The sequence below is a fragment of the Asticcacaulis sp. genome (assembly GCF_051956075.1).
GTDB lineage: Bacteria > Pseudomonadota > Alphaproteobacteria > Caulobacterales > Caulobacteraceae > Asticcacaulis.
Genome location: NZ_JBQCGA010000060.1, coordinates 72736 through 96114 on the forward strand (window position 1 = coordinate 72736; position 23379 = coordinate 96114).

22 protein-coding genes and 1 tRNA gene are annotated in these 23379 nt (G+C 61.3%); 10 read left to right on the forward strand and 13 right to left on the reverse strand.

Features of this window, described 5'->3' with window-relative positions:
• Positions 1–14 precede the first annotated feature (14 nt).
• The 3 genes from ACTHLA_RS15695 to ACTHLA_RS15705 are packed head-to-tail and all read right to left on the reverse strand — an operon-like array spanning position 15 to position 1989.
• On the reverse strand, positions 15–812 hold the full coding sequence (locus ACTHLA_RS15695) for a DODA-type extradiol aromatic ring-opening family dioxygenase (RefSeq protein ID WP_440191480.1): 798 nt from the start codon (positions 810–812) through the stop codon (positions 15–17).
• Between the two features lies 1 nt (position 813).
• On the reverse strand, positions 814–1374 hold the full coding sequence (locus tag ACTHLA_RS15700; protein ID WP_440191483.1) for a YceI family protein: 561 nt from the start codon (positions 1372–1374) through the stop codon (positions 814–816).
• 36 nt (positions 1375–1410) lie between these two features.
• Positions 1411–1989 (reverse strand): YceI family protein, encoded by a 579-nt coding sequence (locus tag ACTHLA_RS15705; RefSeq protein ID WP_440191486.1) that lies wholly within the window; start codon positions 1987–1989, stop codon positions 1411–1413.
• Between the two features lie 178 nt (positions 1990–2167).
• Here ACTHLA_RS15705 and ACTHLA_RS15710 point away from each other — a divergent pair, with 178 nt between their 5' ends.
• The gene (locus ACTHLA_RS15710; protein WP_440191489.1) at positions 2168–2686 is read left to right on the forward strand and encodes a DUF1993 domain-containing protein; all 519 of its coding nucleotides are present in this window, start codon (positions 2168–2170) and stop codon (positions 2684–2686) included.
• On the opposite strand, the gene ACTHLA_RS15715 is transcribed toward ACTHLA_RS15710, so the two are convergent.
• Genes ACTHLA_RS15715 through ACTHLA_RS15725 form a run of 3 tightly spaced genes read right to left on the reverse strand, consistent with a single transcriptional unit; the run spans position 2683 to position 4758 of the window.
• On the reverse strand, positions 2683–3759 hold the full coding sequence (locus tag ACTHLA_RS15715; protein ID WP_440191492.1) for a saccharopine dehydrogenase NADP-binding domain-containing protein: 1077 nt from the start codon (positions 3757–3759) through the stop codon (positions 2683–2685). The two genes, ACTHLA_RS15710 and ACTHLA_RS15715, sit on opposite strands and share 4 nt — an antisense overlap.
• A complete protein-coding gene (locus ACTHLA_RS15720) occupies positions 3752–4375 on the reverse strand; it encodes a DUF4166 domain-containing protein (protein ID WP_440191495.1) in 624 nt (207 codons plus the stop codon). Before ACTHLA_RS15720 ends, ACTHLA_RS15715 begins: the two co-directional genes overlap by 8 nt.
• On the reverse strand, positions 4372–4758 hold the full coding sequence (locus ACTHLA_RS15725; protein ID WP_440191498.1) for a DCC1-like thiol-disulfide oxidoreductase family protein: 387 nt from the start codon (positions 4756–4758) through the stop codon (positions 4372–4374). The genes ACTHLA_RS15720 and ACTHLA_RS15725 overlap by 4 nt, the downstream gene beginning before the upstream one ends.
• A 55-nt stretch (positions 4759–4813) precedes the next feature.
• Here ACTHLA_RS15725 and ACTHLA_RS15730 point away from each other — a divergent pair, with 55 nt between their 5' ends.
• Both ACTHLA_RS15730 and ACTHLA_RS15735 read left to right on the forward strand, forming a co-directional pair.
• Positions 4814–5278 carry a DUF2269 family protein gene (locus ACTHLA_RS15730; RefSeq protein ID WP_440191501.1) on the forward strand — a complete coding sequence of 155 codons (465 nt, stop codon included), beginning with the start codon at positions 4814–4816 and terminating at the stop codon, positions 5276–5278.
• Between the two features lie 9 nt (positions 5279–5287).
• Positions 5288–5905: a glutathione S-transferase family protein gene (locus ACTHLA_RS15735; protein ID WP_440191504.1), complete on the forward strand. Its 618-nt coding sequence runs from the start codon at positions 5288–5290 to the stop codon at positions 5903–5905.
• Here ACTHLA_RS15735 and ACTHLA_RS15740 read toward each other — a convergent pair.
• Entirely contained in the window at positions 5902–6354 is a 453-nt protein-coding gene (locus tag ACTHLA_RS15740) for a DUF4442 domain-containing protein (protein WP_440191507.1), read from the reverse strand. The two genes, ACTHLA_RS15735 and ACTHLA_RS15740, sit on opposite strands and share 4 nt — an antisense overlap.
• Positions 6355–6506: 152 nt before the next feature.
• On the opposite strand from ACTHLA_RS15740, the gene ACTHLA_RS15745 reads away from it, so the two are divergent.
• Positions 6507–7097 carry a cytochrome b/b6 domain-containing protein gene (locus ACTHLA_RS15745; protein ID WP_440191510.1) on the forward strand — a complete coding sequence of 197 codons (591 nt, stop codon included), beginning with the start codon at positions 6507–6509 and terminating at the stop codon, positions 7095–7097.
• 3 nt (positions 7098–7100) lie between these two features.
• The gene (locus ACTHLA_RS15750; protein ID WP_440191513.1) at positions 7101–7874 is read left to right on the forward strand and encodes a molybdopterin-dependent oxidoreductase; all 774 of its coding nucleotides are present in this window, start codon (positions 7101–7103) and stop codon (positions 7872–7874) included.
• A gap of 108 nt (positions 7875–7982) precedes the next feature.
• On the opposite strand, the gene ybaK is transcribed toward ACTHLA_RS15750, so the two are convergent.
• Together ybaK and ACTHLA_RS15760 are read right to left on the reverse strand one after the other, a co-directional pair.
• Entirely contained in the window at positions 7983–8456 is a 474-nt protein-coding gene (gene ybaK, locus ACTHLA_RS15755) for a Cys-tRNA(Pro) deacylase (RefSeq protein WP_440191516.1), read from the reverse strand.
• Positions 8449–9492: a threonine aldolase family protein gene (locus ACTHLA_RS15760; RefSeq protein WP_440191519.1), complete on the reverse strand. Its 1044-nt coding sequence runs from the start codon at positions 9490–9492 to the stop codon at positions 8449–8451. Before ACTHLA_RS15760 ends, ybaK begins: the two co-directional genes overlap by 8 nt.
• Before the next feature lie 241 nt (positions 9493–9733).
• Here ACTHLA_RS15760 and ACTHLA_RS15765 point away from each other — a divergent pair, with 241 nt between their 5' ends.
• Positions 9734–12121 carry a putative bifunctional diguanylate cyclase/phosphodiesterase gene (locus ACTHLA_RS15765; protein ID WP_440191522.1) on the forward strand — a complete coding sequence of 796 codons (2388 nt, stop codon included), beginning with the start codon at positions 9734–9736 and terminating at the stop codon, positions 12119–12121.
• 134 nt (positions 12122–12255) lie between these two features.
• Here the strand turns inward: ACTHLA_RS15765 and ACTHLA_RS15770 are convergent.
• Positions 12256–12345 (reverse strand) — tRNA-Ser (locus ACTHLA_RS15770).
• Positions 12346–12749: 404 nt separating this feature from the next.
• Between ACTHLA_RS15770 and ACTHLA_RS15775 the strand changes: the two genes are divergently transcribed.
• The 4 genes from ACTHLA_RS15775 (at position 12750) to aguB (ending at position 19959) form a co-directional block, all read left to right on the forward strand.
• Entirely contained in the window at positions 12750–13973 is a 1224-nt protein-coding gene (locus ACTHLA_RS15775; RefSeq protein WP_440191525.1) for an OmpA family protein, read from the forward strand.
• A gap of 494 nt (positions 13974–14467) precedes the next feature.
• Complete coding sequence (locus tag ACTHLA_RS15780) at positions 14468–17821, forward strand: TonB-dependent receptor (protein ID WP_440191528.1); 3354 nt, start codon at positions 14468–14470, stop codon at positions 17819–17821.
• A 132-nt stretch (positions 17822–17953) separates the two neighbouring features.
• On the forward strand, positions 17954–18961 hold the full coding sequence (locus tag ACTHLA_RS15785; protein WP_440191531.1) for an agmatine deiminase family protein: 1008 nt from the start codon (positions 17954–17956) through the stop codon (positions 18959–18961).
• 116 nt (positions 18962–19077) lie between these two features.
• Entirely contained in the window at positions 19078–19959 is an 882-nt protein-coding gene (aguB, locus tag ACTHLA_RS15790) for an N-carbamoylputrescine amidase (protein ID WP_440191534.1), read from the forward strand.
• On the opposite strand, the gene ACTHLA_RS15795 is transcribed toward aguB, so the two are convergent.
• From ACTHLA_RS15795 to ACTHLA_RS15805, 3 genes are read right to left on the reverse strand one after another with little or no spacing between them, the layout of a single operon-like run.
• Entirely contained in the window at positions 19942–20646 is a 705-nt protein-coding gene (locus ACTHLA_RS15795) for a pseudouridine synthase (RefSeq protein ID WP_440191537.1), read from the reverse strand. The two genes, aguB and ACTHLA_RS15795, sit on opposite strands and share 18 nt — an antisense overlap.
• Entirely contained in the window at positions 20643–21632 is a 990-nt protein-coding gene (locus tag ACTHLA_RS15800) for a class I SAM-dependent methyltransferase (protein WP_440191540.1), read from the reverse strand. The genes ACTHLA_RS15795 and ACTHLA_RS15800 overlap by 4 nt, the downstream gene beginning before the upstream one ends.
• A 53-nt stretch (positions 21633–21685) precedes the next feature.
• On the reverse strand, positions 21686–23356 hold the full coding sequence (locus ACTHLA_RS15805) for a glycoside hydrolase family 13 protein (protein WP_440191543.1): 1671 nt from the start codon (positions 23354–23356) through the stop codon (positions 21686–21688).
• Positions 23357–23379 lie beyond the last annotated feature (23 nt).

Here is a 23379-nt window from a genome sequence, read left to right on the forward strand (position 1 = left end):
GCTGCGGTTTGCGTTTAGCCGAACTGAAACGCGCTGATGGCGGCCCCGGTCGGGCCGAGGCTGTCTTCGTGATAGGTCATGCGCGCCGGGTCATCTGCGCCTGCGCCCGCCGCCACCATCAGCGGCAGCAGATGCTCCTCGCGCGGATGGCACAGGCGCGCGTTCGGCGCTTCGGTCCAGCGGAGCAGGGCGTCGCGGTCGCCCTGCACAGCCTCTTGCAGCCACTGATCGAAGTCATGCGAGGCGTGGCGCATATCGCCGTTCATGTCGCGCTGCATCAGGCGGCGCAGATTGTGATAGCTCATGCCCGAGCCGATGATCAGCACGCCCTCCTCTCGCAGGGGCGCCAGGGCGCGGCCCAGGGCCAGATGCGCCGCGGGGTCCAGTCCGGCCTTCAGCGATAGCTGGAACGTCGGAATGTCGGCCTCCGGCCAGGCCAGCAACATCGGGATAAAGACGCCATGGTCGAAATCACGCTGAGCGTCGGCGCGCACGGCGATGCCCGCCGCCGCCGCCAGCGCCTGAACGCGCGCGGCCAGCTCCGGCGCGCCCGGCGCAGGCCAGGACAGCTCATAGGTATGCGGCGGAAAGCCATAATAGTCGAACAGAAGACCGGGATTGGGCTTGGTCTGGACGGTGAACTCGGCCTCTTCCCAGTGCGCCGAGACGATCAGCAGCGCCTTGGGCTTTTCCCCGACATCGGCAGGCAGGCGCTTCAGATAGGCGCCCATCTCGTCCCACATATCGGCGGGCGACCAGTCCATGAAAAAGCATGGGCCGCCGCCGTGCGGAATGTACAAGGTAGGCGTCATTTCAATAAGCTTCCGCATCTATGATCAGGTCGATGTCGTCGCCGACAATCGGCTCGTAATTTCCAAGCCCGAACGCCTTGCGGCTGATGCGGGCGGTTCCGGAGAAGCCATAACCGGTCTTGAACAGGGCTGGGTTGAAGGCCTTGGCGTTGAAGGTCATATGCAGCGTCACCGGCTGAGTGATGCCGTGCAGGGTCAGATCGCCCGTGACATCGGCGGTCTTGTCGCCCGTAAGGGTAATCTGTGTGCTGACGAAATGCGCGTCGGGATACTGCGTCACGTCAAAATATTTCTCGCCTTTCAGCATGGCGTCAAACTGTGGCAGGGCCGTGGTCAGGGTCGCCATATCCAGCGTGATGTCGAGGCTGGACTGGCTCGGATCGTCCGTGTCCAGAACAAGCGCGCCTTGAGCGCCCATAATCTTACCCGTTGGGTGCGACAGGCCAAAATGCGGGTACTGAAAAATCACCGAGGTGTGATCAGGTTCAAAATGCAGGGTTTGCGCCGCCATAGCGGGGACGGGCGCGATCAGCAGGCCAAGGGCGATGATAAGGCGGCGCATGTGAAAAGGCGGTCGGTTCGCGGCCGCCTCCCTGAATTAGTTGGCTTCAGCTTCGATGTAGAGATCAACCTGATCGCTGACCATCGGCACATATTTGCCCATGCCAAAGTCGGAACGATTGATCGTGCCGGTAGCGGTGAAGCCGACAGCCTTCTTGTTGATCATCGGGTTGACGCCTTCCTTGTTGAGCTTGACGTTCAGCACGACCGGCTTGGTTATGCCGTGGATCGTCAGATCGCCCGTGACCTTGGCCGTGTCCTTGCCGGTCACTTCGACCTTGGTGCTTTTGAAGGTGGCGGTTGGGAACTGAGCCGCATCGAAGAAATCGGCGCTCTTGAGGTGTTCGTCCAGCGCCGGAACGCCGGTATTGATTCCGCTGATGTCAAACGAGACCTCAACCGACGAATTGGCCGGATTGGCGTCGTCGAGCGTCACCGAACCCTTGGCGTTCATGAACTTGCCCGTCGGATGCGAATAGCCGAAATGGGTGTACTGGAAGGTCACCGAGGTATGGGTGGGCTCCAGCGTGTAGGTGTCGGCGGCGAACGAGGGCGCGGCGAACAGGGCCAGCGCCAGAGCTGTGGCGCCGAAGAGCGGGGAAAGGACGCGGTTCATGTCTAAAATCTCCATCTGAGGGGCGCGTCAGCGCCTAAACGTAACAATAATGGTTACTGTTGAGTCCTGCAAGAGGGCGCGGCGTCATTTTGCCGCATCTTTTTGCAAAGGCCCACTTCCAACCTATACGCGCCGCCCCATATGTCGGTTTCAATCTGACATCAGAGGATGATAACATATGTCTCAGGAAGCTTCGTCGATAAATATGTATCAGGCGTCGGCGCCGATCATGGTGCGCGCGCTGAGCAATCTCAAAGCCATCCTGTCCAAGGCCGAGGCCTGGGCGGAGGAAAAGAAGATCGATGAAAAGGTCGTGCTGAATGCGCGGCTGGCCCTGGACATGCTGCCCTTCGTCAAACAGATCCAACTGGCGACCGACACCGCCAAGGGCGCGGCGGCGCGCCTCGGTGGGGTTGAGGTGCCGTCCTATGCCGATGACGAAGCGACGTTTGCCGAACTGCATCAGCGTCTGCAAAAAACCATCGACTTCATCTCGTCAGTCGATGCGGCGGGCTTTGCCGGCGCCGAAACGCGCGACATCGTGCTGAAATTTCCCTCCCGCACGATTGAATTCACCGGCCTCAACTACCTGACCGGCTTTGCGATTCCCAACCTGTTCTTCCATGTCACCACGGCCTACGCCATACTGCGCCATTGCGGCGTGCCGCTGGGCAAGACCGATTTTCTGGGTGGTTAAAACACCGAAATGGCGAACGGTTCGAGCGCTTTGAGATAATCTTCAAGGCGCACAAGGCCGACGCAGGAATAGGCTCCGGTTCTCAGACCGGGGCCTTTTTCGTACAGGCGCTGCGCCAGAAGGATAGCCGGAACGCACGGAATCTGCGGCCCGTCGCCCGCTTCGGCGATGATGAACCAGCGCTTTTCCAGCGGGGCGCCGTTGTGACCTTCGCCGCGCAGGATCATGTGCATGCCGCCGATATCGGAGCCGAAGGCGTTGAAAGCGTCGCTGAGACGCAACAGCGGCGCGGACAGCCTTTCCAACGGGAGAGGCAGGCCGCAACGCACCAGCCACGACGCCGCCCATAGGCCCAGATGCAGCGGCGCCAGCTCCAGCCCTGCGCCGAAGCGGATATCGGATAGTCCGTAGGCGGACGGTAACAGGTCAAGATCGGGAATTTCGCAATTGGCCAGCCAGCGTTTGCCCATGACTGGATAGGTCTGGCGGCGGATATCCTGCCAGCCATAGGCTTTTGGATGACCGGCAAAGGGGCGTAAGGCGCGACCGACATAGCTCATAATGGCGCGCGTCGTGGCCAGGCCGCGCTCGGCCTTCTGGCCTGGCGAAATGCCAAAATCGAGCGCGTCGAGTCGGGCGAAGTCGGGCCGGAAGCGTTCGATGACGGCGGAGGACAGGCCCGGCACCGTCGAGGCGCCGCTGATCAGGGTCACGCCTGCGGCGCGGGCTTCGGCGTCGAGCGCAGAAAAGTCGCGGACGAAATCGCGCGCGTCGGCCAGGTCGACATAATGACATCCGGCGCGCAGGCAGGCGCGCGCCACCGCATAGTCGCTGCCCTGATAGGGGCCGCAGGTATGGATGACGACGGCGGGTTGCAGATCGCGCAGGGCGGCGTCTAATCCGTTGTGGATGTCGATCCGCGCCGCTCTGGCGCGCGGCAGTTGGGCGGCCAAAGCCTCGGCCTTTCCGGGATCGCGTCCGGCGACGATGACAGGGACGCCGCGCGCGCTTAAGGCAAGTGCGATGCGCTTGCCGAAATTGCCATAACCGCCCAGGATGAGGACGTCAGCCATCGAGCGCCATCTCCGTCACGGTGAAGCTTCCGGCATAGCCGTAGGCCATCGCCGCGCCGAACAGGCCGCCGCTGAGGCGCATCGACATGGCGAAACTGTCCTCGCCCGTCGCGCGCTCGACCGCCTCGCCGCGTCCCAGCAGCGGCGTCGCCAGCCAGCCAATCGGCAGGTCGGCGCCGAACAGCCGCCAGACATAGCCAAGGTGGCGCAGTCGCACCTCGTCCCCCTCGAAGCTGTAGGCGCAATCCCAACCCACACCACAAGCCATATATTCGACCACGCGCGCGCCGCTTTTCGGGACCAGACGCGAGCGGAAGACATAGGGCTTGCGGCCCGGAAACAGAAAGCGCCGCTCGAAGATGAAGGCCTTGTTGTCCGGCTCGGAGAGGAATTGCACCGTACACGGAATCGCCTCGCCTCCCACAGGCGTCAACATACCCAGAGCGCCCATCAGCGGCGCTACAAGCCGCATCATCCAGCCCATGCGGATGTCAAGCTGTCCCGTCACCGTGACGCGGTCATGCGTGAACGGACGATTGGCGTAGTGCCGTTGAATCGCGGGCGGCAGGTCGGCCCAAGGCAGGCCGAAAACCGGCGCGAAGATGGGGCCACTCATATCTGCGGCCTGCGCAGAATGAACAGGCTGAGATTGCGCACCGCCTTCATTAGCGGATAGGCGATGACGGCCAGACGGCGATGGCGGAACAGGGCGACGTTCAGCCGGTTCAGCCAGCCGTGTTCGGAGCCGATCATCGCCAGCAGATGCAGGGCGTCCACGCCATGCCACAGACGGTCCTCGAACTTCACCATAATACCGGTGTTCAGATCGAGCTTCTGCGCGTGGATTTGTGCCAGAAGCGGCGCATCCTTCGTTTCGCGCGCATTGACGATGCGCAGCGCCCCGACCGCCTCGCGGATGCGCACGGTCTGCGCCGCCGCCGCGCAGAACGGGCAGGCGCCGTCATAAACAAGAACGACAGGCTCAGGAAGCGTGGACATGGCGTTTCCGGCGGCTATAGTCGGGCAAGGCATACCACGGCGGGGCGGGCTTGCAATGCTGTATCTGACGATCAAATGGCTGCACATCCTGTCCTCGACCGTGCTGTTCGGCACGGGCGTCGGCACGGCCTTCTTCATGCTGATGGCGCACCGTTCCGGCGATGTGCGCGCTATCGCCTGGGCGACGCGGACCGTGGTTCTGGCCGACTGGCTGTTCACCACGCCGTCTGTGATTTTCCAGCCGCTGAGCGGGCTGATGCTGGTTCATCTGGCGCATTATCCGATGACCGCAGCCTGGCTGGTCGCGGCCCTGATCCTCTATGTCTTCGCAGGCGCCTGCTGGCTGCCCGTGGTCTGGTTGCAATTACGGATGCGCGATCTGGCCGCGCAGGCGGAGACGCAGGGAGCTGCGCTGCCGGATATTTATCATCGCTATTTTAGGTTCTGGTTCGTATTGGGGTGTCTGGCGTTTCCGGCGGTCGTCACCATCTTCTGGCTGATGGTGACGACGCCAAATTGAGGAGAACACATGCTGCATCTCTATTCCTGGGGCACGCCGAACGGGCGCAAAATCTTTATTATGCTGGAGGAACTGGGCGTTCCTTATGAGTCGCATCCGGTCAATATCGGCAAGGACGAGCAGTTCGATCCCGAATTTCTGAAGATTTCTCCGAACAACAAGATTCCGGCTTTAGTCGATGACGAGGCGGGATTGAGCCTGTTCGAATCGGGCGCTATCCTGATCTATCTGGCGGAAAAGTTCGGCAAATTCCTCCCTGAGGGCAAGGACCGCCACACGGCGATCCAGTGGCTGATGTGGCAGATGGGCGGGCTTGGGCCGATGATGGGGCAACTGGGCTGGTTCGTGGTGTCCGACAAGGAGGCGACGCCGGTTGGAGTCGAACGCTACGCCAAGGAGACGGCGCGGCTGTTCAACGTGCTGGAAAAGCAGTTGTCGCAGCATCCTTATGTCGCGGGCGACGACTACAGCATCGCCGACATGGCCATCTATCCCTGGATCGCGCAGTATCGCGTGCGCGTGAAGGACTATATCGAGCCTCTGTTGCAGGAACGCCCGCATATCCTGGCCTGGCTCGACAAGGTCGGCGCGCGGCCCGCGGTTATCGCCGGGATGAAGCTGCCTTAAGCTTTTTTGCGGCGGACATAGATGGTCTTGTGGACCTTGGCGACGACAACGCCGTCCTTGTCGATAATGTCCGCCTCGTACTCAGGTTCATACTTGCCGCGCGCGTCGGTCTCGGCCTTGACGCGCGCGATCTCGGCGCGCGGAATATGGAAGACGGCGCGCACATCTGAGCGGCCAGGCTTCAGGAATTTGATCGAGGCCGCCTTGTCCCAGACAATGTAGTCGCGCCCGATGTTCTGCATCAGGATGGCGACGAAGAACGGGTCGCACATCATGTAGAGCGCGCCGCCGAACTGCGTGCCGAAGATGTTTTTGTTCCACCAGCGCAGCTTCATCTCGACCGTGACGGTGGTGAAGGCGTCGTCGATGCCGATCACGCGGATGCCGGCGCCGATAAAGGGCGGATACCAGTTGATCAGTTCAAAACGCCTGCGGGCGGAGAGGGGCATGCGGTAAAATCTTTCCCTTCCAAATCTTTCCGTTCCAAATCTTTCCGTTAACGTCATCCTTGTGCGCGCATCGGGGCGATCTGGCAAGTGGCTGTAACCCGGATGCGCTTACGCGCGTATCATGTTAGGTTACGATCAAACGGGAGGCGCGCATGGACAAAAAGAGCATCCATCCTTTGTGGCTGCGGCTGATCCACTGGTCGAACGCGATCGCCATTGTCGTTCTGATCCTGAGCGGCTGGCGCATTTATGACGCCACGCGCTTTCTCGGCTTTCGCATTCCGCCGCACTATACGCTGGGCGGCTGGCTGGGCGGGGCGATTCAGTGGCATTTCGCCGCTATCTGGGTGGTGTTCGCCGCGGCGCTTTTGTACCTGATCCTCGGTCTTGCGACACAGCGCATTCCGCGCAAATTCTTTCCGGTCACGCCGCGCGCCTTTGTCAGCGATCTCCTTGCAGCCCTGCGCGGCAAGCTGGGCCACGAAGACCTCAGCGTCTATAATACCGTGCAGCGCGTCGCCTATCTGTTCGCCATGCTGGATGTGGTCGTGCTGATCGTGTCGGGCCTTGTGCTGTGGAAGTCGGTGCAGTTTCCGTATCTGCGCGTGCTGGTCGGCGGCTATGAGGGCGCGCGTTATGTCCACTTCGCGGCCATGAGCTTCATGGTGGCGTTCATTCTCGTCCATGTCGTTATGGCGCTGCTGGTGCCGAAGACGATCAAGGCCATGCTGTGGGGGCGCTGAGTCATGGATAAGCTTCCTGACGATATCCAATCCGATAAGGGCGCCATTCTGAAAGAGGCGGAGGGTTTGCTCAAAGACCCGTCAAGGCGGCGTCTGCTTGGCAATATCCTGACGCTGGGCGGGCTGTCGCTGGCGACCGGGGTGATCATCAAGAATTACCACTCCGTCGATGAGATCCTGCGCCGCATTTCGCGCTTTAATGACGCGGCGCAATGGGCCCTGTTCAATCCAAAGCTGATGGCGCCGGAATATAGCGAAGCCGACATCGCCAATCCGTTTCCTTTCAACGCCTTTTACGGCATCAAGCAGGTTCCGCACGTCGATGCGGCCAGTTATCGGCTGCAACTGTCCGGCCAGATCGCGGACAAGCGCCCGTGGACGCTGGAGTCGTTGCGCGCCCTGCCGCAGACCTCGCAGATTACGCGGCATATCTGCGTCGAGGGCTGGAGCGCCATCGGCAAGTGGGGCGGGGTGCGCTTTTCCGACTTTCTGAAGCGGATCGGCGCGGATACGATGTGCAAATATGTCGGCTTCAAGTGCGCCGACGGCTATTACACCTCGATCGACATGCCGACGGCCCTGCACGCCCAGACCCTGCTGACCCTGACCTTCCGCGATCATGAACTGCCCGCGTGGTACGGCTTTCCGATGAAGCTGCGCATGCCGACCAAGCTCGGCTACAAGAACCCCAAGCACATCACCGACATCTTCGTCACCAATATCTTCCCCGGCGGCTATTGGGAGGACAAGGGATATAACTGGTTCGGCGGCAGTTAGGACGCGCCATGTAAAAGTTCCTCGCTGCGCTCAGTGTGCTTTTACATGGCGTCATAACGAAAGGTCATGGTTTGAAGCGGTTCTTCGCCACGCCCTTGCTGTTATCGGTTAAGCCATCAGGTCCGCAAACGGCGCGTTCAGGACGCGGGCGGCGTCGTCGGGCGCGATGGACAAGAGAAGCCCGCGCTGTCCGGCGTTAATATAGATGCGGTCGAAGAGTTGCGCGGTTTCGTCGATGGCGGTGGTCGTCAGTTTGCGCTGGCCGGAGGGCGAAATGCCGCCGACCTTATAGCCGGTCAGGCGTTCGGCGTCGGGGATCTTCATCATGTGCGCGGATTTGCCGTGAAAGGCCGCCGCCAGCTTCTTCATGCTGACCTCCTGCGGCGAGGGGACGACGACGCAGACGGGTTTTGCGTCCACCTCGGCCATCAGGGTTTTGAAGGTCTGGTCGGGATCGACGCCCAGAGCTTCCGCCGCCTGCAAGCCGACGCGCGGCGCGTCCGGGTCATAGGCGTAAGGGTGCAGGTCGAAGGCCACGCCCAGCTTTGACAGAAACAGGGTGCCGGGCGTGGTCTTAGACATGCCAGCCTTCCTGATTTGCGTCTTTCAGAAAAGCGGCGATATCTTCGTCCGTTGTCTGAAAGCTGGTCACGAGGCGATAGGCGTCGGGGCCGGAATTGGGCCACGGATAGAAGCGGTGTCCGGCGCTGGCGAGCCGATCGGCCACGGCGCGCGGCAGGGTGACGAACAGCTCATTGGCCTCGACGGGATGCAGCACGCTCACGCCGTTTAGCGCCTCAAGACCGTCGCGCAAAGACCGCGCCATCCGGTTGGCGTGCGCCGCCAGATCGAGCCACAGACCGTCCTGCAACAGGGCCAGCAACTGCGCCGAGATGAAGCGCGCCTTGGACGGCAACTGGCCGCCGCGCTTGTGGATATAGGGAAAATCGCGCGCCAGCTCCGGGTTGAAGATCACGACCGCCTCGGCGGCCAGGGCGCCGTTCTTGGTCGCGCCGAAGGACAGGATATCGACGCCCGCTTCCGAGGTGACTTCCGCCGGTCGGCAGCCGAGCGAGGCCACGGCATTGGCCAGACGCGCGCCGTCCATATGGACGTAAAGGCCGTGCTGATGGGCGACGGCGCACAAGGCGCGGACCTCCTGCGGCGTGTAGACGGTTCCCAACTCCGTCGATTGCGTCAGGCTGAGCGCGCGCGGGCGCGAAGTGTGCGGGGCGTGCTCCAGCGTCGTGGCGACCAGATTCGCAAAACCATTGGGCGTCAGCTTGCCGTGCGCGCCGTCCAGCGCGACGATCTTGCCGCCGGTGAAAAACTCCGGCAGGCCGCATGCGTCGTTATTGATATGGGCGATGCGGTGCGCCAGCACCGACTCATAGGGCCGGATCATCGCCGCCAGCGCTAGACCGTTGCAGGCCGAGCCGTTGAACACTGGCCAGATCTGCGCGTCGGGCGCCTCAAAGGTGGCGCGGAACGCCTCGCGCATGGCGGCGGTGACGGGATCGCCGCCATAGGCGGGCGCGAACCCCTCATTGGCGGCGGCAATGGCGGCCAATACGGCGGGATGCACGAAGGCGGCGTTGTCGCTGGCGAAACTGGCCATGAAAGCCTCGATAGGGTGGAGCGTCCAGGGGTGTCATAGCGGCGCGGCGCGGCGGCGTCCAGTCGCTGACGATTTGCGGTTTTTTTACAATGACGTCAACTTTGCGCAAAAAATTTCAGCGCGGCTGGAAGCGCTGCAAACCATTTAACTCTGTCTTATCATATCGCGTGATACGCCAGACCGAATGGTCACATCCCGTCAGTTCGACGCAGGATCGTCCAGAACAGATTTCCGGCGTTTCATGGTTTTCAAACGGCTCAGCACCCGATTATCGGTCCTTTACGGCGCCTTGTTCGCCTTTGGTCTGCTGATGACCGCCCTGACCGGCTATATCAGTGTGGTCAACAACGCCCGTCAAACCGCCCAGAACGAGTTGCAGGCTTCGGCGCGCGTCTTTCAGCGCGTCTGGTCCGATCGCGACGAGGTTCAGTCAGCGGGCGCCCTGTTGCTGGCGCACGATACGGATTTTCGCCAGGCTATGCTTCAGCAGGACGCCGCCACGGTCAGCGAGGACTTCGCCGTGCTGCAAAAGCGCGTTAAGGCGGATATGGGCTTTGTCATCGGCGCCGACGGCCAGCCGATGCAGGGCCGCAGCGACCCGGTCGCCATGGCGGTCGCCGCCGCCTTGCAGAACGCGCGCGATACGAAAAACCGAACTGGCGTGATCACGGTTGCGTCGCGGCCCTATCAGGTCGTCGCCATGCCGGTTCTGAAAACCTATAACGGCCCCGACCGGCTGGGTTGGGTCGTCTTCGTGTCGCAACTTGATGCGGTGGAGGTGCAGGCTCTGCAGAAGTTGGCCCCGGTGTCGGCGACGGCCACGATCCTGACCCAGACGCGCGGCGGCCTGTGGATGGACGGAAGCGGGCAGGGGAGCGGCTACGCCGCCGACGCGCTCAGCTTCTTTGTCGATAACAGCCTGCGCACCGGCGCAGCCGGGCCGGTGTCGGGCCATAACGGTCAGGCGATCGCCTTCGCCGCCCGCCTGCAAACCCTGGGCGCCGATCAGAAAAGCGTTCTGCTATTATCCTATCCGCTGAAGGCGGCCCTGCGCGATTATCAGCCGGTGATCAGCGCCCTGGCCCTGATCGGCGGTCTGGGGCTGGTCTTTGTCGTCCTGGCGAGCCTCTATCTGTCGCGGTCGCTGTCGCGGCCCATTCAGGATCTGACCAAAGCTGCGCGCGCCCTGCGCGAAGGCGGCGCCGGTCAGATCGACATCGTGGCGCGCTACGAAATGGGCGAGCTGGCCGAGGCGTTCAACGACATGGCCGCTTCGATGCAGGCCCGCGAGCAGGACATCACCCGGCTGGCCAAGTGCGATCCGGCGACCGGCCTGCCGAACCGTTCGGCCTTTGAGGACCACTTGCGCGCCCTGCACGACAGCGACGCCGTCGAACAGGGCGGCGTCGCCATTGTCTGTATCGGCGTCGACCGTTACACGCACATACGCGCCGTCTGGGGCGTCGCCTACGGTCACAGCCTGATGACGCGCCTGCAGGAAATCCTCGGCGGCATTTTCGCCAAGGCCTATATTGCGCGTCTGTCCGGCGACACGCTGGGCCTGTGCCTGACGCCGTGCGCGGCGGCGCAGGCCCTGCCGCTGGCGCGCGCCATCGCGGCGCGGCTCGACAAGCGCATCCGCGTCACCGAGGATCAGAGCCTGGACGTGCGCGTCAGCCTGGGCGTCTATCATGTCGGCAAGACTCGCGGCGCGACCGACGACTGCGTCGAGCGCGCGCTGATCGCGCTGGATCAGGCGCGCGCCGCCAAGGTCAAGGTGGCCAGCTTCGATCCGCGCGTCTATTCGGAACTGGCCGACACCCTGTTGCTGACCGATCAGCTTCACGCCGCGCTGCAAAATCGCGACATGATGGTCTATTATCAGCCCAAGTTCAGCTATCGCGAAGGTCGCATCAGCTCGGTCGAGGCGCTGGTGCGCTGGAACCACGCCGAACGCGGCTTCGTCTCGCCGCAGCGCTTCGTCGCCATCGCCGAGGAGACGGGCGCGATTCGCGACCTGACCCTACAGGTGCTGCAAACCTGCATCGACGACCAGAAGCGTCTGAAGGCGGCGGGCTTCGATCTGGACGTCAGCATCAACTATTCCGGCCGTCTTTTGTCGGACGACGCCTTCAATCAACGCACCCTGCGCCTGTGTCAGCAGGCGGTCGGGCGCATCTGCCTTGAAATCACCGAAACCGCCGTCATCGACGATCCGAAGATCGGACTGGCGGCGATCAACACCTTTGTCGATGCGGGGCTGGAAATCTCTATCGACGATTTCGGCACCGGCCTGTCCTCGCTGGCCTATCTCAAGCAGATTCCGGCGCATGAGCTCAAGATCGACCGCGCCTTCGTCATGGAGATCGAAAGCGGGCAGCGCGACGCGCTTGTGGTGCGCTCCTCGATCGATCTGGCGCACGGTCTGGGCATGAAGGTGACGGCGGAAGGCGTCGAGACGCGCGCAGCCTTCACCCTCTTGCAGGCCATGGGCTGCGATCTGGCGCAGGGTTACGGCATCGCCCGGCCCATGCCCTATGATGCGCTGGGACCGTTCCTGACGGATTTCAACGGCGTCGTGGGCGGAGCGGATGTGTCGCCGAGCGGACAGCGATTCGCGTCAAGGTAGCTATAGCGAGTGGAAATTTTGTTTGCGGCGCACAATTTCTGGCGGAATTGCGGCTAAAAGATTACCGGAAGGCAGCGCAAGCCTCTGAGATATCATAGGGCGAAGAAAAAGCCTGTGCGCCGACGTGGCGAGGATGGCGGAGAGGGTGGGATTCGAACCCACGATAGAGTTGCCCCTATGCCGCATTTCGAGTGCGGTGCTTTCGACCACTCAGCCACCTCTCCGCAGAGGACTCTCGTCAAAATGCTTTGAAAAACAAGCTTTTGAGCAGATAATAGGCGTCATCTTCGGCGCCCGGCGTGGTCAAGAGGCGTGTACCTACCTACAGTTTGTGCGAATCGCAAGCCCCTTTTTGGCGCTCTTTATGAGTTTTTTATTTCGGCTTTCCGGCGCGCTATAGATTTTTGATGGTGAGGTTTGACCTATAGAGCACATGGTACGGCTCGGTCGTTTCAACCGTTGCATTCAGGTGTCAGTCCTCGCCAAACCGGATTAAAAAAGGCCGGTTTTCGCTAAAAGCTGCATTTGGGTGCTATGCAAGACGACTTGGGAAAGTTAAGAAGACCTGTACTAAAGTTCCAGTCGAGTGATCGGCTGTTCGTTCGTATGGCCATGAGAGGGCACTAACATGAAACTCACTTTGCTGGCGGGCGCTGCGCTCGTCGCACTGGCGTTCGCGGGGACTGCCTCCGCCGAGCAGGCGCCAGGCTGGTACGGGGCACTCGACCTCGGCTATAACTCGATGGGCGATTACAAGGCGCGCTCGACCGGCATGATGCCGGACGGCGGTCCTTACGTCTATAATGTCGGCACTGACAATAACTGGGCCGGTTTCGCGCGTCTGGGCTATCGCTACAGCCCGAACTGGCGCGTCGAATTTGAAGGCGGCTATCGTCCGGGCGACATCAAGTCGGCGATCGGCTTCCCGCGCACCTATCCGACCGAATCCGGTCTGAAGGATACGGCGCTCTGCACCGTCGGCACGGTCCGCGGTTCGGGCGACGCCTGCGGCGGTCCGTCGGGCGCGTTCACGCAGTCGACCTTCATGGTCAACCTGTATTACGACATCATGCCGGAATCGAACTTCCACCCGTTCGTCGGCGTGGGTGTCGGTCTTGACCACGTCAAGGCCAAGATGTTCGGCCAACTGTCCACCAATCCGGCGGGCGGCTATCTGTCGAACCTGAGCATGGTCGGCAAGGATACGGTTCCGGCGGCGCAATTCCTGGCCGGTCTGGCCTGGAACGTCTCCGATCGTCTGGCGATTGACCTGACTTACCGTTATCTGGCCGCGCAAAAGGCTTCGTTCAACGCGAACATCGACCCGACCGGCGGTTGGCAATCTCCGGGAGAATTCTCCGGCAAGTTCGACGACCAGACGGTGACTGTCGGTCTGCGCTGGGCGTTCTCGACCCCGGCGGCGCCTCCTCCGCCTCCGCCGCCTCCGCCTCCGCCGCCGCCTCCCCCGCCGCCTCCCCCGCCGCCTCCGCCTCCGCCTCCGCCGCCTCCGGCGTACGAAGCGCGTCAGTTCATTGTCTACTTCGAGTTCGACAAGTCTGACCTGACCTCGGATGCGCAAGCGGTTGTGCAAGCGGCTGCCGACTACGCCAAGGCTGGCAACGCCGCCCGTATCGTGGTTGTCGGTCACACCGACACCTCCGGTTCGGCTGCGTACAACATCAAGCTGTCGGAACGTCGCGCCAAGACTGTGGCTGACGCTCTGGCGGGCCTCGGTGTCGACGCCTCCAAGCTGGCGGTCGACTGGAAGGGTGAATCGGATCCTGCGGTCGCCACCGGCGACGGCGTGAAGGAACCGCTGAACCGCCGTTCGACCATCGACATCACGTTCTAAGTTAGAACGCGATAGCGATCTGAGACAAAGACCCGGTCCGCTACGTGCGGGCCGGGTTTTTTTGTGCGAATCGCGTTGTGCGCTGCAATATAATGTGATCGTAGGCGTCTGCGTTTTTTCTGGAGTTTGCAAAAAGCTACATTTTGCACAAAAATAATCCGGGTTGCAGCAGAGCCAAGATATGCTGATCAGGCACCGCGACCTCCGCTAAATATAGTGTTCACGCGCGCGAAACGCGCAGTCTTGAGGCGAATCGCCTCTGAGGCAGATGTGGCAAAACTGCGTCACAATGTTGCCTACGAGACAAGTGTCATAAAACTTATGCACTTTTCGCTCAAACAAAGTTGCAAAACCTACTAAAGGATTATGGCAATCCATCAGCGTAAGATCTGCGGCGTGGCTCCTGTGGTCAGGCCCTGAGCCCTTGTGTCCGTAGCTCTGCTGAAGTCGAGTTTTTGCATCTGACTGTAAACCTGGAGAGGGGATACTCCGAAATGTCGAGATTTTATAAATACGCTTCTGCGGCCTCAGCCATTGTCCTGCTGGCGGCCGCGGGCGCGGTTCACGCTCAGGAAACCACGGGCGGCCTCAAGGGCTATGTGACGGACGCCTCGGGCAAGCCCGTCGCGAATGCGACGGTGACAATTGTTCACACGCCCACCGGTGTAACGACGACAACGACAACCGATTCGACCGGCTATTATGTCGCCGATCACCTGCGCGTTGGGGGCCCTTACAATATCGATGTCGCCGCCGACAGCTATACGACGGCTCAGGCCAGCGTCGCTATGATTGGCATCGGCCAACCGACGGAAGCCGACGTTTCGCTGGAATCAGCCTCTGCGCCAACTCAGGTGGTCGTGCGCGGCGCCCGTCGCGCCGTGATTGCGGGCCGCACCCGCGTCGGATCGGAAGAGATCGCTGCGGAACCCACCCTGAACCGCGACATTCGCGACTACGCGTTGAAATCGCCGACGGCCTGGGAAGATTCGACCAACAGCGGCGCCATCTCGCTGGGCGGCATGAATAACCGCTCCAACGCCATACTGATCGACGGCGTGCGTCAGGGCGACGATTTCGGCCTGAACGCCAACGGCCTGCCGACCCTGCGTTCGCCGATCTCGGTGGACGCGCTCGAAGCCGTCAGCGTCGATACCGCGCCGTATGACGTGCAGTACGACAACTTCCAGGGCGGCGTCATCAACTTCGTCACCAAGTCGGGCGGCAATGATTTCCACGGCGGTCTCTTCTACGAAAAGACCGGCAGCGACATGCGCGGCAAGACCTACAAGTACAAGTCCTATAACGGTTCGACCCAGAAGAAGACGGTCAGCGGCGACTTCTCGGAAAAGACCTATGGCCTCAACTTCTCCGGCCCGATCGTCAAGGACCACCTGTTCTTCTTTGTCGATTATGAGAAGTTCCAGGGCGAATCGCCGGCCCTTTACGGACCGGGCGATTCCAATGCGCCTGTGACCATCAATACGGTTAAGCAGGCCGATGTCGATCGCGTCGTCGATATCATGAAGTCGAAGTACAATTACGATCCGCTGAGCTGGAACGGCGGTTCGGTGCCCTATACCGATGAAAAGTACTTCGTAAAGCTGGACTGGCAGATCAACGACAAGCACCGTGTTAACGTGTCCTACCAGGACACCAAAAGCCAGTCGGTCAGCGATTATGACAACTCAACCTTCTATCAGGATCTGGCGCTGCAGTCGCACTGGTACTCCAACGAGACCGACCTGAAGGTCTATAAGTTGCAGGCCCTGTCGGACTGGACCGACACGTTCAGCACCGAATTCAACTATTCGCGCAAAGAGGTTTCGGCCCTGCCCAAGCCGCTGGGCGGCACGTCCTTTGCCGAATTCGACGTCCAGACCCCGGATGGCGGTTGGATCTATCTCGGTCCCGACCGTTATCGTCACTACAACATCCTGAAGAACAACAATACGCATATCGACCTGAAGGCGCGCTACCGTGCGGGTCACCACAACATGTTCTTCGGTTACGAACATGAAACCGTCGATGTGTTCAACGCCTTCGTCGCCAATTCGAACGGCACCTACAAGTTCACCAGCTACGGCGCGTCGGGTGCGTCCTATGCTTCGGGCATCGACGCCCTGGCGGCGGGCGATGCGAACTCGGTCTTCTATTCCAACGCCTACGACAATGTGAAGGCGGATGGCGCGGCCTCGTTCACCTACAAGACGGACAGCTTCTATGGCCAGGACGAATGGCGCATCACCCCGCGCTTCACCCTGACCTACGGCCTGCGCTACGACCGTTACACGTCGAGCACGCCGCCGCTGAGCAACCCGACCTTTGCCGCCAATTACGGCTATCCGAACACCATCAATTTCGATGGCCTGGATATCTGGCAGCCGCGCGTCAGCTTCAACTGGCGTCCGGAATTCGGCGATGGCCTGCAAATCTATGGCGGCGTCGGCAAGTTCCAGGGCGGTCAGGCGAACGTCTGGGTCTCGAACAGCTACTCCAATACCGGCAACATTCTGGGCACGGCAAGCTGCTCGGCCGGTACCTCCAGCAAACCGTTCACCATTTCCGCAGCCTGTAAGGCGGGCATGACCAATGTCGATGGCTTCAATGTCGCTCAAGGTCTGCAGGATATGAACGCGTCCAGCGCGGCGGCCGGCACCGGTTCGACCAATGCCTTGGCGCCTGACTTCACCTTGCCGAGCGTCTGGAAAGCCTCTCTGGGCGTTGCCAAGACCTTCGATCTGGGCAAGCTGGGCAATGGCTATCGTATGTCGGCCGAATACCAGTACACCAAGTACGACAAGGCGCTTTACTGGTACGACCTTTATCAGCAAGCCTCCTATTCCGGCACGGCGCCGGACGGTCGCCCGGAATATTTCAACATGTCGCCGAATGGCGCGCCGCGCGCCAACCGTCAGGACATCGCGCTGGGTACGATTGATGCCGGGGATGCGCGCCAACTGGCCTTCACGGTCAGCAAGGCGTGGAATGACGGTATCGCCAAGGGCCTGTCCTTCGACTGGTCAACCGTGTTCCTGCACTCGACGGACGCCAATTCCGGCACCAGCTCTGTCGCTTCGTCGAACATCAAGACCCTGGCCAGCGCCGATCTCAATACGCCGACTGTGGGGATTTCGAACTACCAGATCGACCGGATGACCAAGGTGACGCTCAGCTATCAGCACAAGTTCTTCGGCGACAATACGACGGGCATCTATCTGTACGCCCAGAAGCGTTCGGGTTCTCCCTATTCGTTCACCTTCGACGACACGACGTCGAACAAGAACGGCGCGGGCGGCCTGTACGGTCAGAACACCACCTATACCGGTTACGACACCGAACTGCTGTACGTGCCCAAGGCCGACTCGTCGGGTAATGTGACCCTGAGCTCGGACCCGATCGTGACCTATAAGGCGGGCTTCGACATCAACGGCTTTAACCAGTTCCTGAAGGATACGGGCCTGATCAAATATGCCGGTACGATTACGCCGCGCAACGCCTTCAAGTCCCCATCCACCATGCTGGTCAATCTGCGCATCACGCAGGAACTGCCGGCCATCAGCCCGCGCTGGGGTAAGCTGCAGCTCTATGTCGATGTGCAGAACCTCGGCAATATGATCAATCCGTACTGGGGCAATGTCTCGCAATACGGCTTCCCGTATGTCTATAACGCGGTCAATGCCTCGAACTGTCAGGCGGTCGCCAAAGCGTCAGGCGCTCCGCAACAGGCAAGCTGTGCGGCGACCGGCAACTTCTACCAGTATAACTCCTATACCCAGAAGGATCCGACCACCTATGCGACCTCCTCGGTCTATCAGATCAAGGTTGGTGTGAACTACAAGTTCTAGTCTTTCGACTGGAGATAAGATGGACGGCCCCCGGTTCTCCGGGGGCCGTTTTTATATGGCTATTTTGGGGGTGACCCCAGGGCGGGCTTGGTGCTAAGAGGGCCGTTGCAGGCGCAACACATGAGAGATGTCATGACACGTATCGTTCCCGCCGAATGGGAGGCGCATCAGACGATGTGGCTGGGTTTTCCGAGCCATGAAAATCTGTGGCGGGACGACCTGATCCCGGCCCAGGCCGAGGTGGCGGCGCTGGCGCGGACGCTTTGCGAACTGGGCGACGAACGTGTCAAGCTGCTGGTTATGGGGGCGGCGGCGCAGGCGGCGGCGCGGGAACTTCTCGGCGACGTTAAAAAGCTTGAGATCGTCGATGGCCGCTTCGGCGATATCTGGTTCCGCGACACCGGCCCGATCTATGCCGCCGAAGACGGCAAGCCGTTGCCGGTGGCGTTCCGTAACAACGGCTGGGGCGGCAAGTATCAGTTGCCGCACGACGATGAGGTCGCGGCCCAGATCGCCGCCGCCGATGGTTTCGCGCCCGTGACGCAGGGCTTTATCCTTGAAGGCGGGGCGCTGGATCACGACGGCCTCGGCACGGTGCTGACCACGCGTCAATGCCTGCTCAATCCGAACCGCAATCCGGGCTGGACCCAGGACGCCGCCGAACAGGCTCTGGCCGAAGCCCTGGGCGTGCGCAAGGTGATCTGGCTCGATGACGGCCTGCTGCACGATCACACCGACGGCCATGTCGATAATCTGGCGCGCTTCGTGGCGCCGGGCGTGGTCGCCTGTCCGGTGGCCTTCGGGCTCGACGATCCCAATGCCGCCATCTATGACCATACAGCGAAGCTGCTGGCGACCGCGACCGATGCGCGCGGCGAGAAGTTGCAGGTCGTGCGCATCCCCTCGCCGGGGCGAATCCTTGATGAGGATGGCGAAATCATCCCGGCCTCCCATATGAATTTCCTGATCGGCAATGACTGCGTGGTCGTGCCGGTCTATGCCGAACGCCCGGGCGAGCTGGCGGTCGAGGCGCTGCAAAGCCTGTTCCCGGAGCGGAACGTGCTGGGCCTGTCCTCGCGCGCCATCCTGACCGGCGGCGGCTCGTTCCATTGCATCAGCCAGCAAGTTCCATCTTTGTAGCTCAGGCGCCGCCCGAATTTTAAAAATGGGCTCCTCGCATAAGCTCGGGCGCCAACCTTGTTTTGGGAATATGGCGCGCTTGCCAAAATGCGAGCATTTTGGAGAGTAAAAGCATCATGACCCGAACCGTTACCGTCGCCGCCCTGCAAACCGCCTACGGGCCGGATATGGCGGCCAATATCGCCAAAACCGAGGCTCTGGTGCGCGAAGCGGCGGCTCTGGACGCCCAGATCATCCTGCCGTCCGAGCTGTTTCAGGGCGAATATTTCTGCATCAGCCAGGAAGAGCGCTGGTTCGCGACGGCCTGGCCGTGGCGCGAGCATCCGTGCGTTCTGGCCATGCAAAGACTGGCGGCGGAGCTGAATGTCGTCATCCCGACCTCGATCTATGAGAAGGAAGGGCCGCACTATTTCAATTCGCTGGTCATGATCGATGCGGGCGGCGATCTGATGGGCGTCTATCGCAAGAGCCATATCCCTGACGGTCCCGGCTATCAGGAAAAATACTATTTCCGTCCCGGCGACACCGGCTTCAAGGTCTGGGATACGAAGTTCGCCAAGGTTGGCGTCGGCATCTGCTGGGACCAGTGGTATCCTGAGGCCGCGCGCGCGATGGCGCTGATGGGGGCGGAGGTGCTGATGTACCCGACCGCCATCGGCTCGGAACCGCACGATGCGGAGCTTGACACCGCCGCGCCGTGGCAGCGCGTCATGCAGGGCCATGCGGTCGCCAATGTCATCCCGGTCGTCGCCTCCAACCGCACGGGTGCGGAGAGTCTCGTCGCGCCGCAGAACGGGCAGGGCCAGAACTTTTATGGCCACAGCTTCATCAGCAACCATCGCGGCGACAAGCTGGCCGAATTTGGCGCTGTGGAAGAAGGCGTGCTGGCCGCCAGTTTCGATCTTGATTATCTGAACACGCACCGCGCTGCCTGGGGCTTCTTCCGCGACCGCAGGCCGGAGCTGTACACGGCGCTGGCCTCAGCCCGTCCGCAATAGGCCGTCGCGCTCGGCGGCGGCGAGGATACGCCACTTGCCCGGTGCGAGTTCGCCCAAGGTCAGGTCGCCCATCTGCGACCGATGCAGCGTCTCGACATGGTTGCCGACAGCGGCGAACATGCGGCGGACCTGGTGGTAGCGGCCTTCATAGAGGGTCAGGCGGGCGGTCTTTTCGCCGGTGACCTCCAGAAAGGCCGGTTTCAGCGCGTCCTTTTCACTCTCCAGCACCAGCTCGCCAGTGGCGAAGATCTCCGCATAGCGCGGCTCTATGGTGCGCGCGCAGGTCACCTCGTAAATCTTGGCGACGTGGTTTTTCGGCGAGATGATGCGGTGCAGGTAATCGCCATCGTCGGTGAACAGGAGTAGCCCCGACGTATCGGAATCGAGTCGCCCGATGCTGGACAGGACCGGTTTGCGCGCCGCGAAACGCGCAGGCAGCAGCTCATAGACAAGCTGGCCGCGATCCTTGAGCGAGCAGACATAGCCGGCCGGCTTGTTCAGCATCAGCACGACGCCGAAATCGGGATCGAGTGGGCGGCCTTTATAACGGATGTTAGAATGTTCTACGGCTGCTTCATCGGTCAGCGCATGGCCCTCTGCGTCGGTGAAGACGCCCATGCGCAGCAGAGTCTGAACCTCCTTGCGGCTGCCATAGCCAAGGTTAGCCAGATGTTTGATCAGCTTCATTTGACCGCCTTCAACACCTTGTAGTGGTCGTTATTGGCCACAGGTTCGATGCGTTTGAACGCCGCCTTCATCGTCTCCTCATAGGGCAGGTGGCGGTTGGCGACCATCCAGAACTGCCCGCCGGGTTTCAGCGCGGCGGCGGCGCTGCGGATAAAGGCCTGGCCCAGATCGTGGCGGTCGGCGCGGTCGATATGGAAGGGCGGATTGCTGAGGATGAAGTCGTAGCGGTCGGGCAGGGCTTGCGTGGCGTCCAGCCAGTGAAAGTCCGCGCGCGGATCGTCGAGATTGAGCCGCGCCAGATCGAGCGCGCGCGCCTCGGCCTCGATCAGATCAAGTCGGGTGATGGCGGGTGAGGCTTTCAGCGCCACATCGCTCAGATAACCGATCCCGGCGCCGAGGTCCGCGCCGACGCCGCTGAAGGCGGGCAGATGGGCGGCCAGAAGTTGCGAACCGGCGTCGAGGCGATCCCAGGCGAAGACGCCGGGGCGGCTTAAGTAACCGTTTTCCACCCGGCGCGGCGCGTCCAGTTGCGCCCAGGCTCTGATCAGGTCGTTATCGAGCCGCTCCGGCGCGATTCGCGTCCAGAAGGCGCGGCACTTGTGTTTGGACAGGCTTGAGACCTCGCCGCACAGCGATTTCAGATCGTTTTCAACCGTCTTCGCGCCTTCGAGATTGGACACGCAGGCCAGAACCAAGCCGCCCGCTTGGGTTTGCAGCACCGCGCGGGCCAGCAGGGCGCGGTATTCCTCGCGTTGACGCGGCGGCAGGACGAGAACCATCGGAAACGCGCCACCTTCGCCATCGTGCATCGTAAAGCCCACGCGCACCAGGGCGTCGTGCGTCGGTTTGAAACTCTGTTCGCAGATCAGCTTGTCGCGCGGCGCGTCGAGTGGTCGCGCGCGCAGGAACAGCGCAGGCGTTTCCGGCCAGTCGAGCGCGCCATCGTCAAACGGCAGCAGCAGGGTCATGAGTACGGGATCGGTCATGCCGTGCCTATCGCACAGGCGTGGCCCAAAGCCAATAAGATCACGCGCCCTGATTAGGCAGGCCTGCTAAGTCGATAAATACGCGCCTCCCAACCTCTCATTGGCGCACGATAGTCATAGTCTTCAATGTGTTTGTAATTGCACATGAGGATTTCGCAGCGTCTGAAACCGCCTGGTAAGACCAGAGTCTGTTCATGTGGAGAGAAATTCAAGACGATAAAATACCCTTCGTCATCGAGCCTGCGAATATAGGCAAACAGATGCGGATGTTCGGGGAGTAGGTCTTCGTAGTCACCATACACCAGACAAGGTTCGGTGTGCCGTACAGCGATAAGAAAGGTGTAGCAGCCGTAGATCGGATTATAGTCGGCAGCGTCGGCATTGATTTCGCTGAAGTTTGAATTCAAATCGAACCACGGCGTGCCGGTCGTAAAGCCCCCGTTAGAACTTTCGTTCCACGGCATTGGCGCACGGGCATGATCGCGGCTGATGTGGTTCTGCTCTTCGAGAAAATTCGCGGCGGTCACACCCCCGGTCTCGACCTGATCGCGCCAGCCATTTTTCGACCAGACATCGTTGAACTGATCGGGTGCCGTGAAATGCAGATTGGTCAGCCCGATCTCATCGCCCTGATAGATAAAGGGCGTGCCTTTTTGCGTCAGCAGCAGGGTGGCCAGAACCTGCGCCGACCTGACGCGCCATGGTGGGCTGTCGTCGCCATAGCGCGAGACGAGGCGCGGATTGTCGTGATTGGACAGGAAGACAGCGGGCCAGCCATGCTTGTCGAAGGCCGCGTTCTGGCGAGCGAAGACGGCCTTCAGGTCGGGTAATGTCCACGGCCTCCAATGGCCATTCTCGTCGCGATCGACCTCAACGGCGGCGAACTGGAACGCCATGTCGAGTTCGCCGCGCCGTTCGTCGATAAAGTCCGGCGTCTGCGCCAGCGTCACGCCGAAGGCTTCGCCGACATTCATCGTGTCGTAGGCGTTCAGAACCTCGCGCCGCATCTCCTGCAAATAGTCATGCACATGCGGTCCCTGTGTATAGACATATTGCGGGCGGCTTTTCAGGTCCGGCGGCAGGTCCGGAAAGCTTTTGTCCTTGGAAATGAACGGGATGACGTCCATGCGGAAGCCATCGACGCCCTTATCGAGCCAGAAGCGCATCAGGTCGTGGACCTCATGTCGCACCGTCGGATTGTCCCAGTTCAGGTCCGGCTGCTTGTCGTGGAACAGATGTAAGTACCAGCTTTCCCCGTCGCGTTTCCACGCGGACCCGCCGAAGATCGAGGTCCAGTCATTGGGCGGCGTATCGCCCTCATGCCAGATGTAGTAGTCGCGGTACGGATTGTCCGGGCCTTTGCGACTCTCGACAAACCAGCGGTGTTCGTCCGAGGTGTGGTTGACCACGAGGTCGATGATCAGCTTCATGCCTGCGGCGCGAACGGCGGCCAGCAGGTCGTCGAAATCCTGCATCGTCCCGAATTCCGCGCCGACCTTGCGATAATCGCGGATGTCGTAGCCATTATCGGCATTGGGGCTGTCGAAATGCGGCGACAGCCAGATGACATCGACGCCCAACCCCTTGATATGGTCGAGTTTTTCGATGATCCCGCGCAGATCGCCTATGCCGTCGCCATTGCTGTCGTAGAATGAGCGCGGATAGACCTGATAGACCACCGCCTCCTTCCACCAGCGCCGTGTGTAGCCGTTGACTGATTCCATCCGCCAAGCGTGCGGCGGAAAAT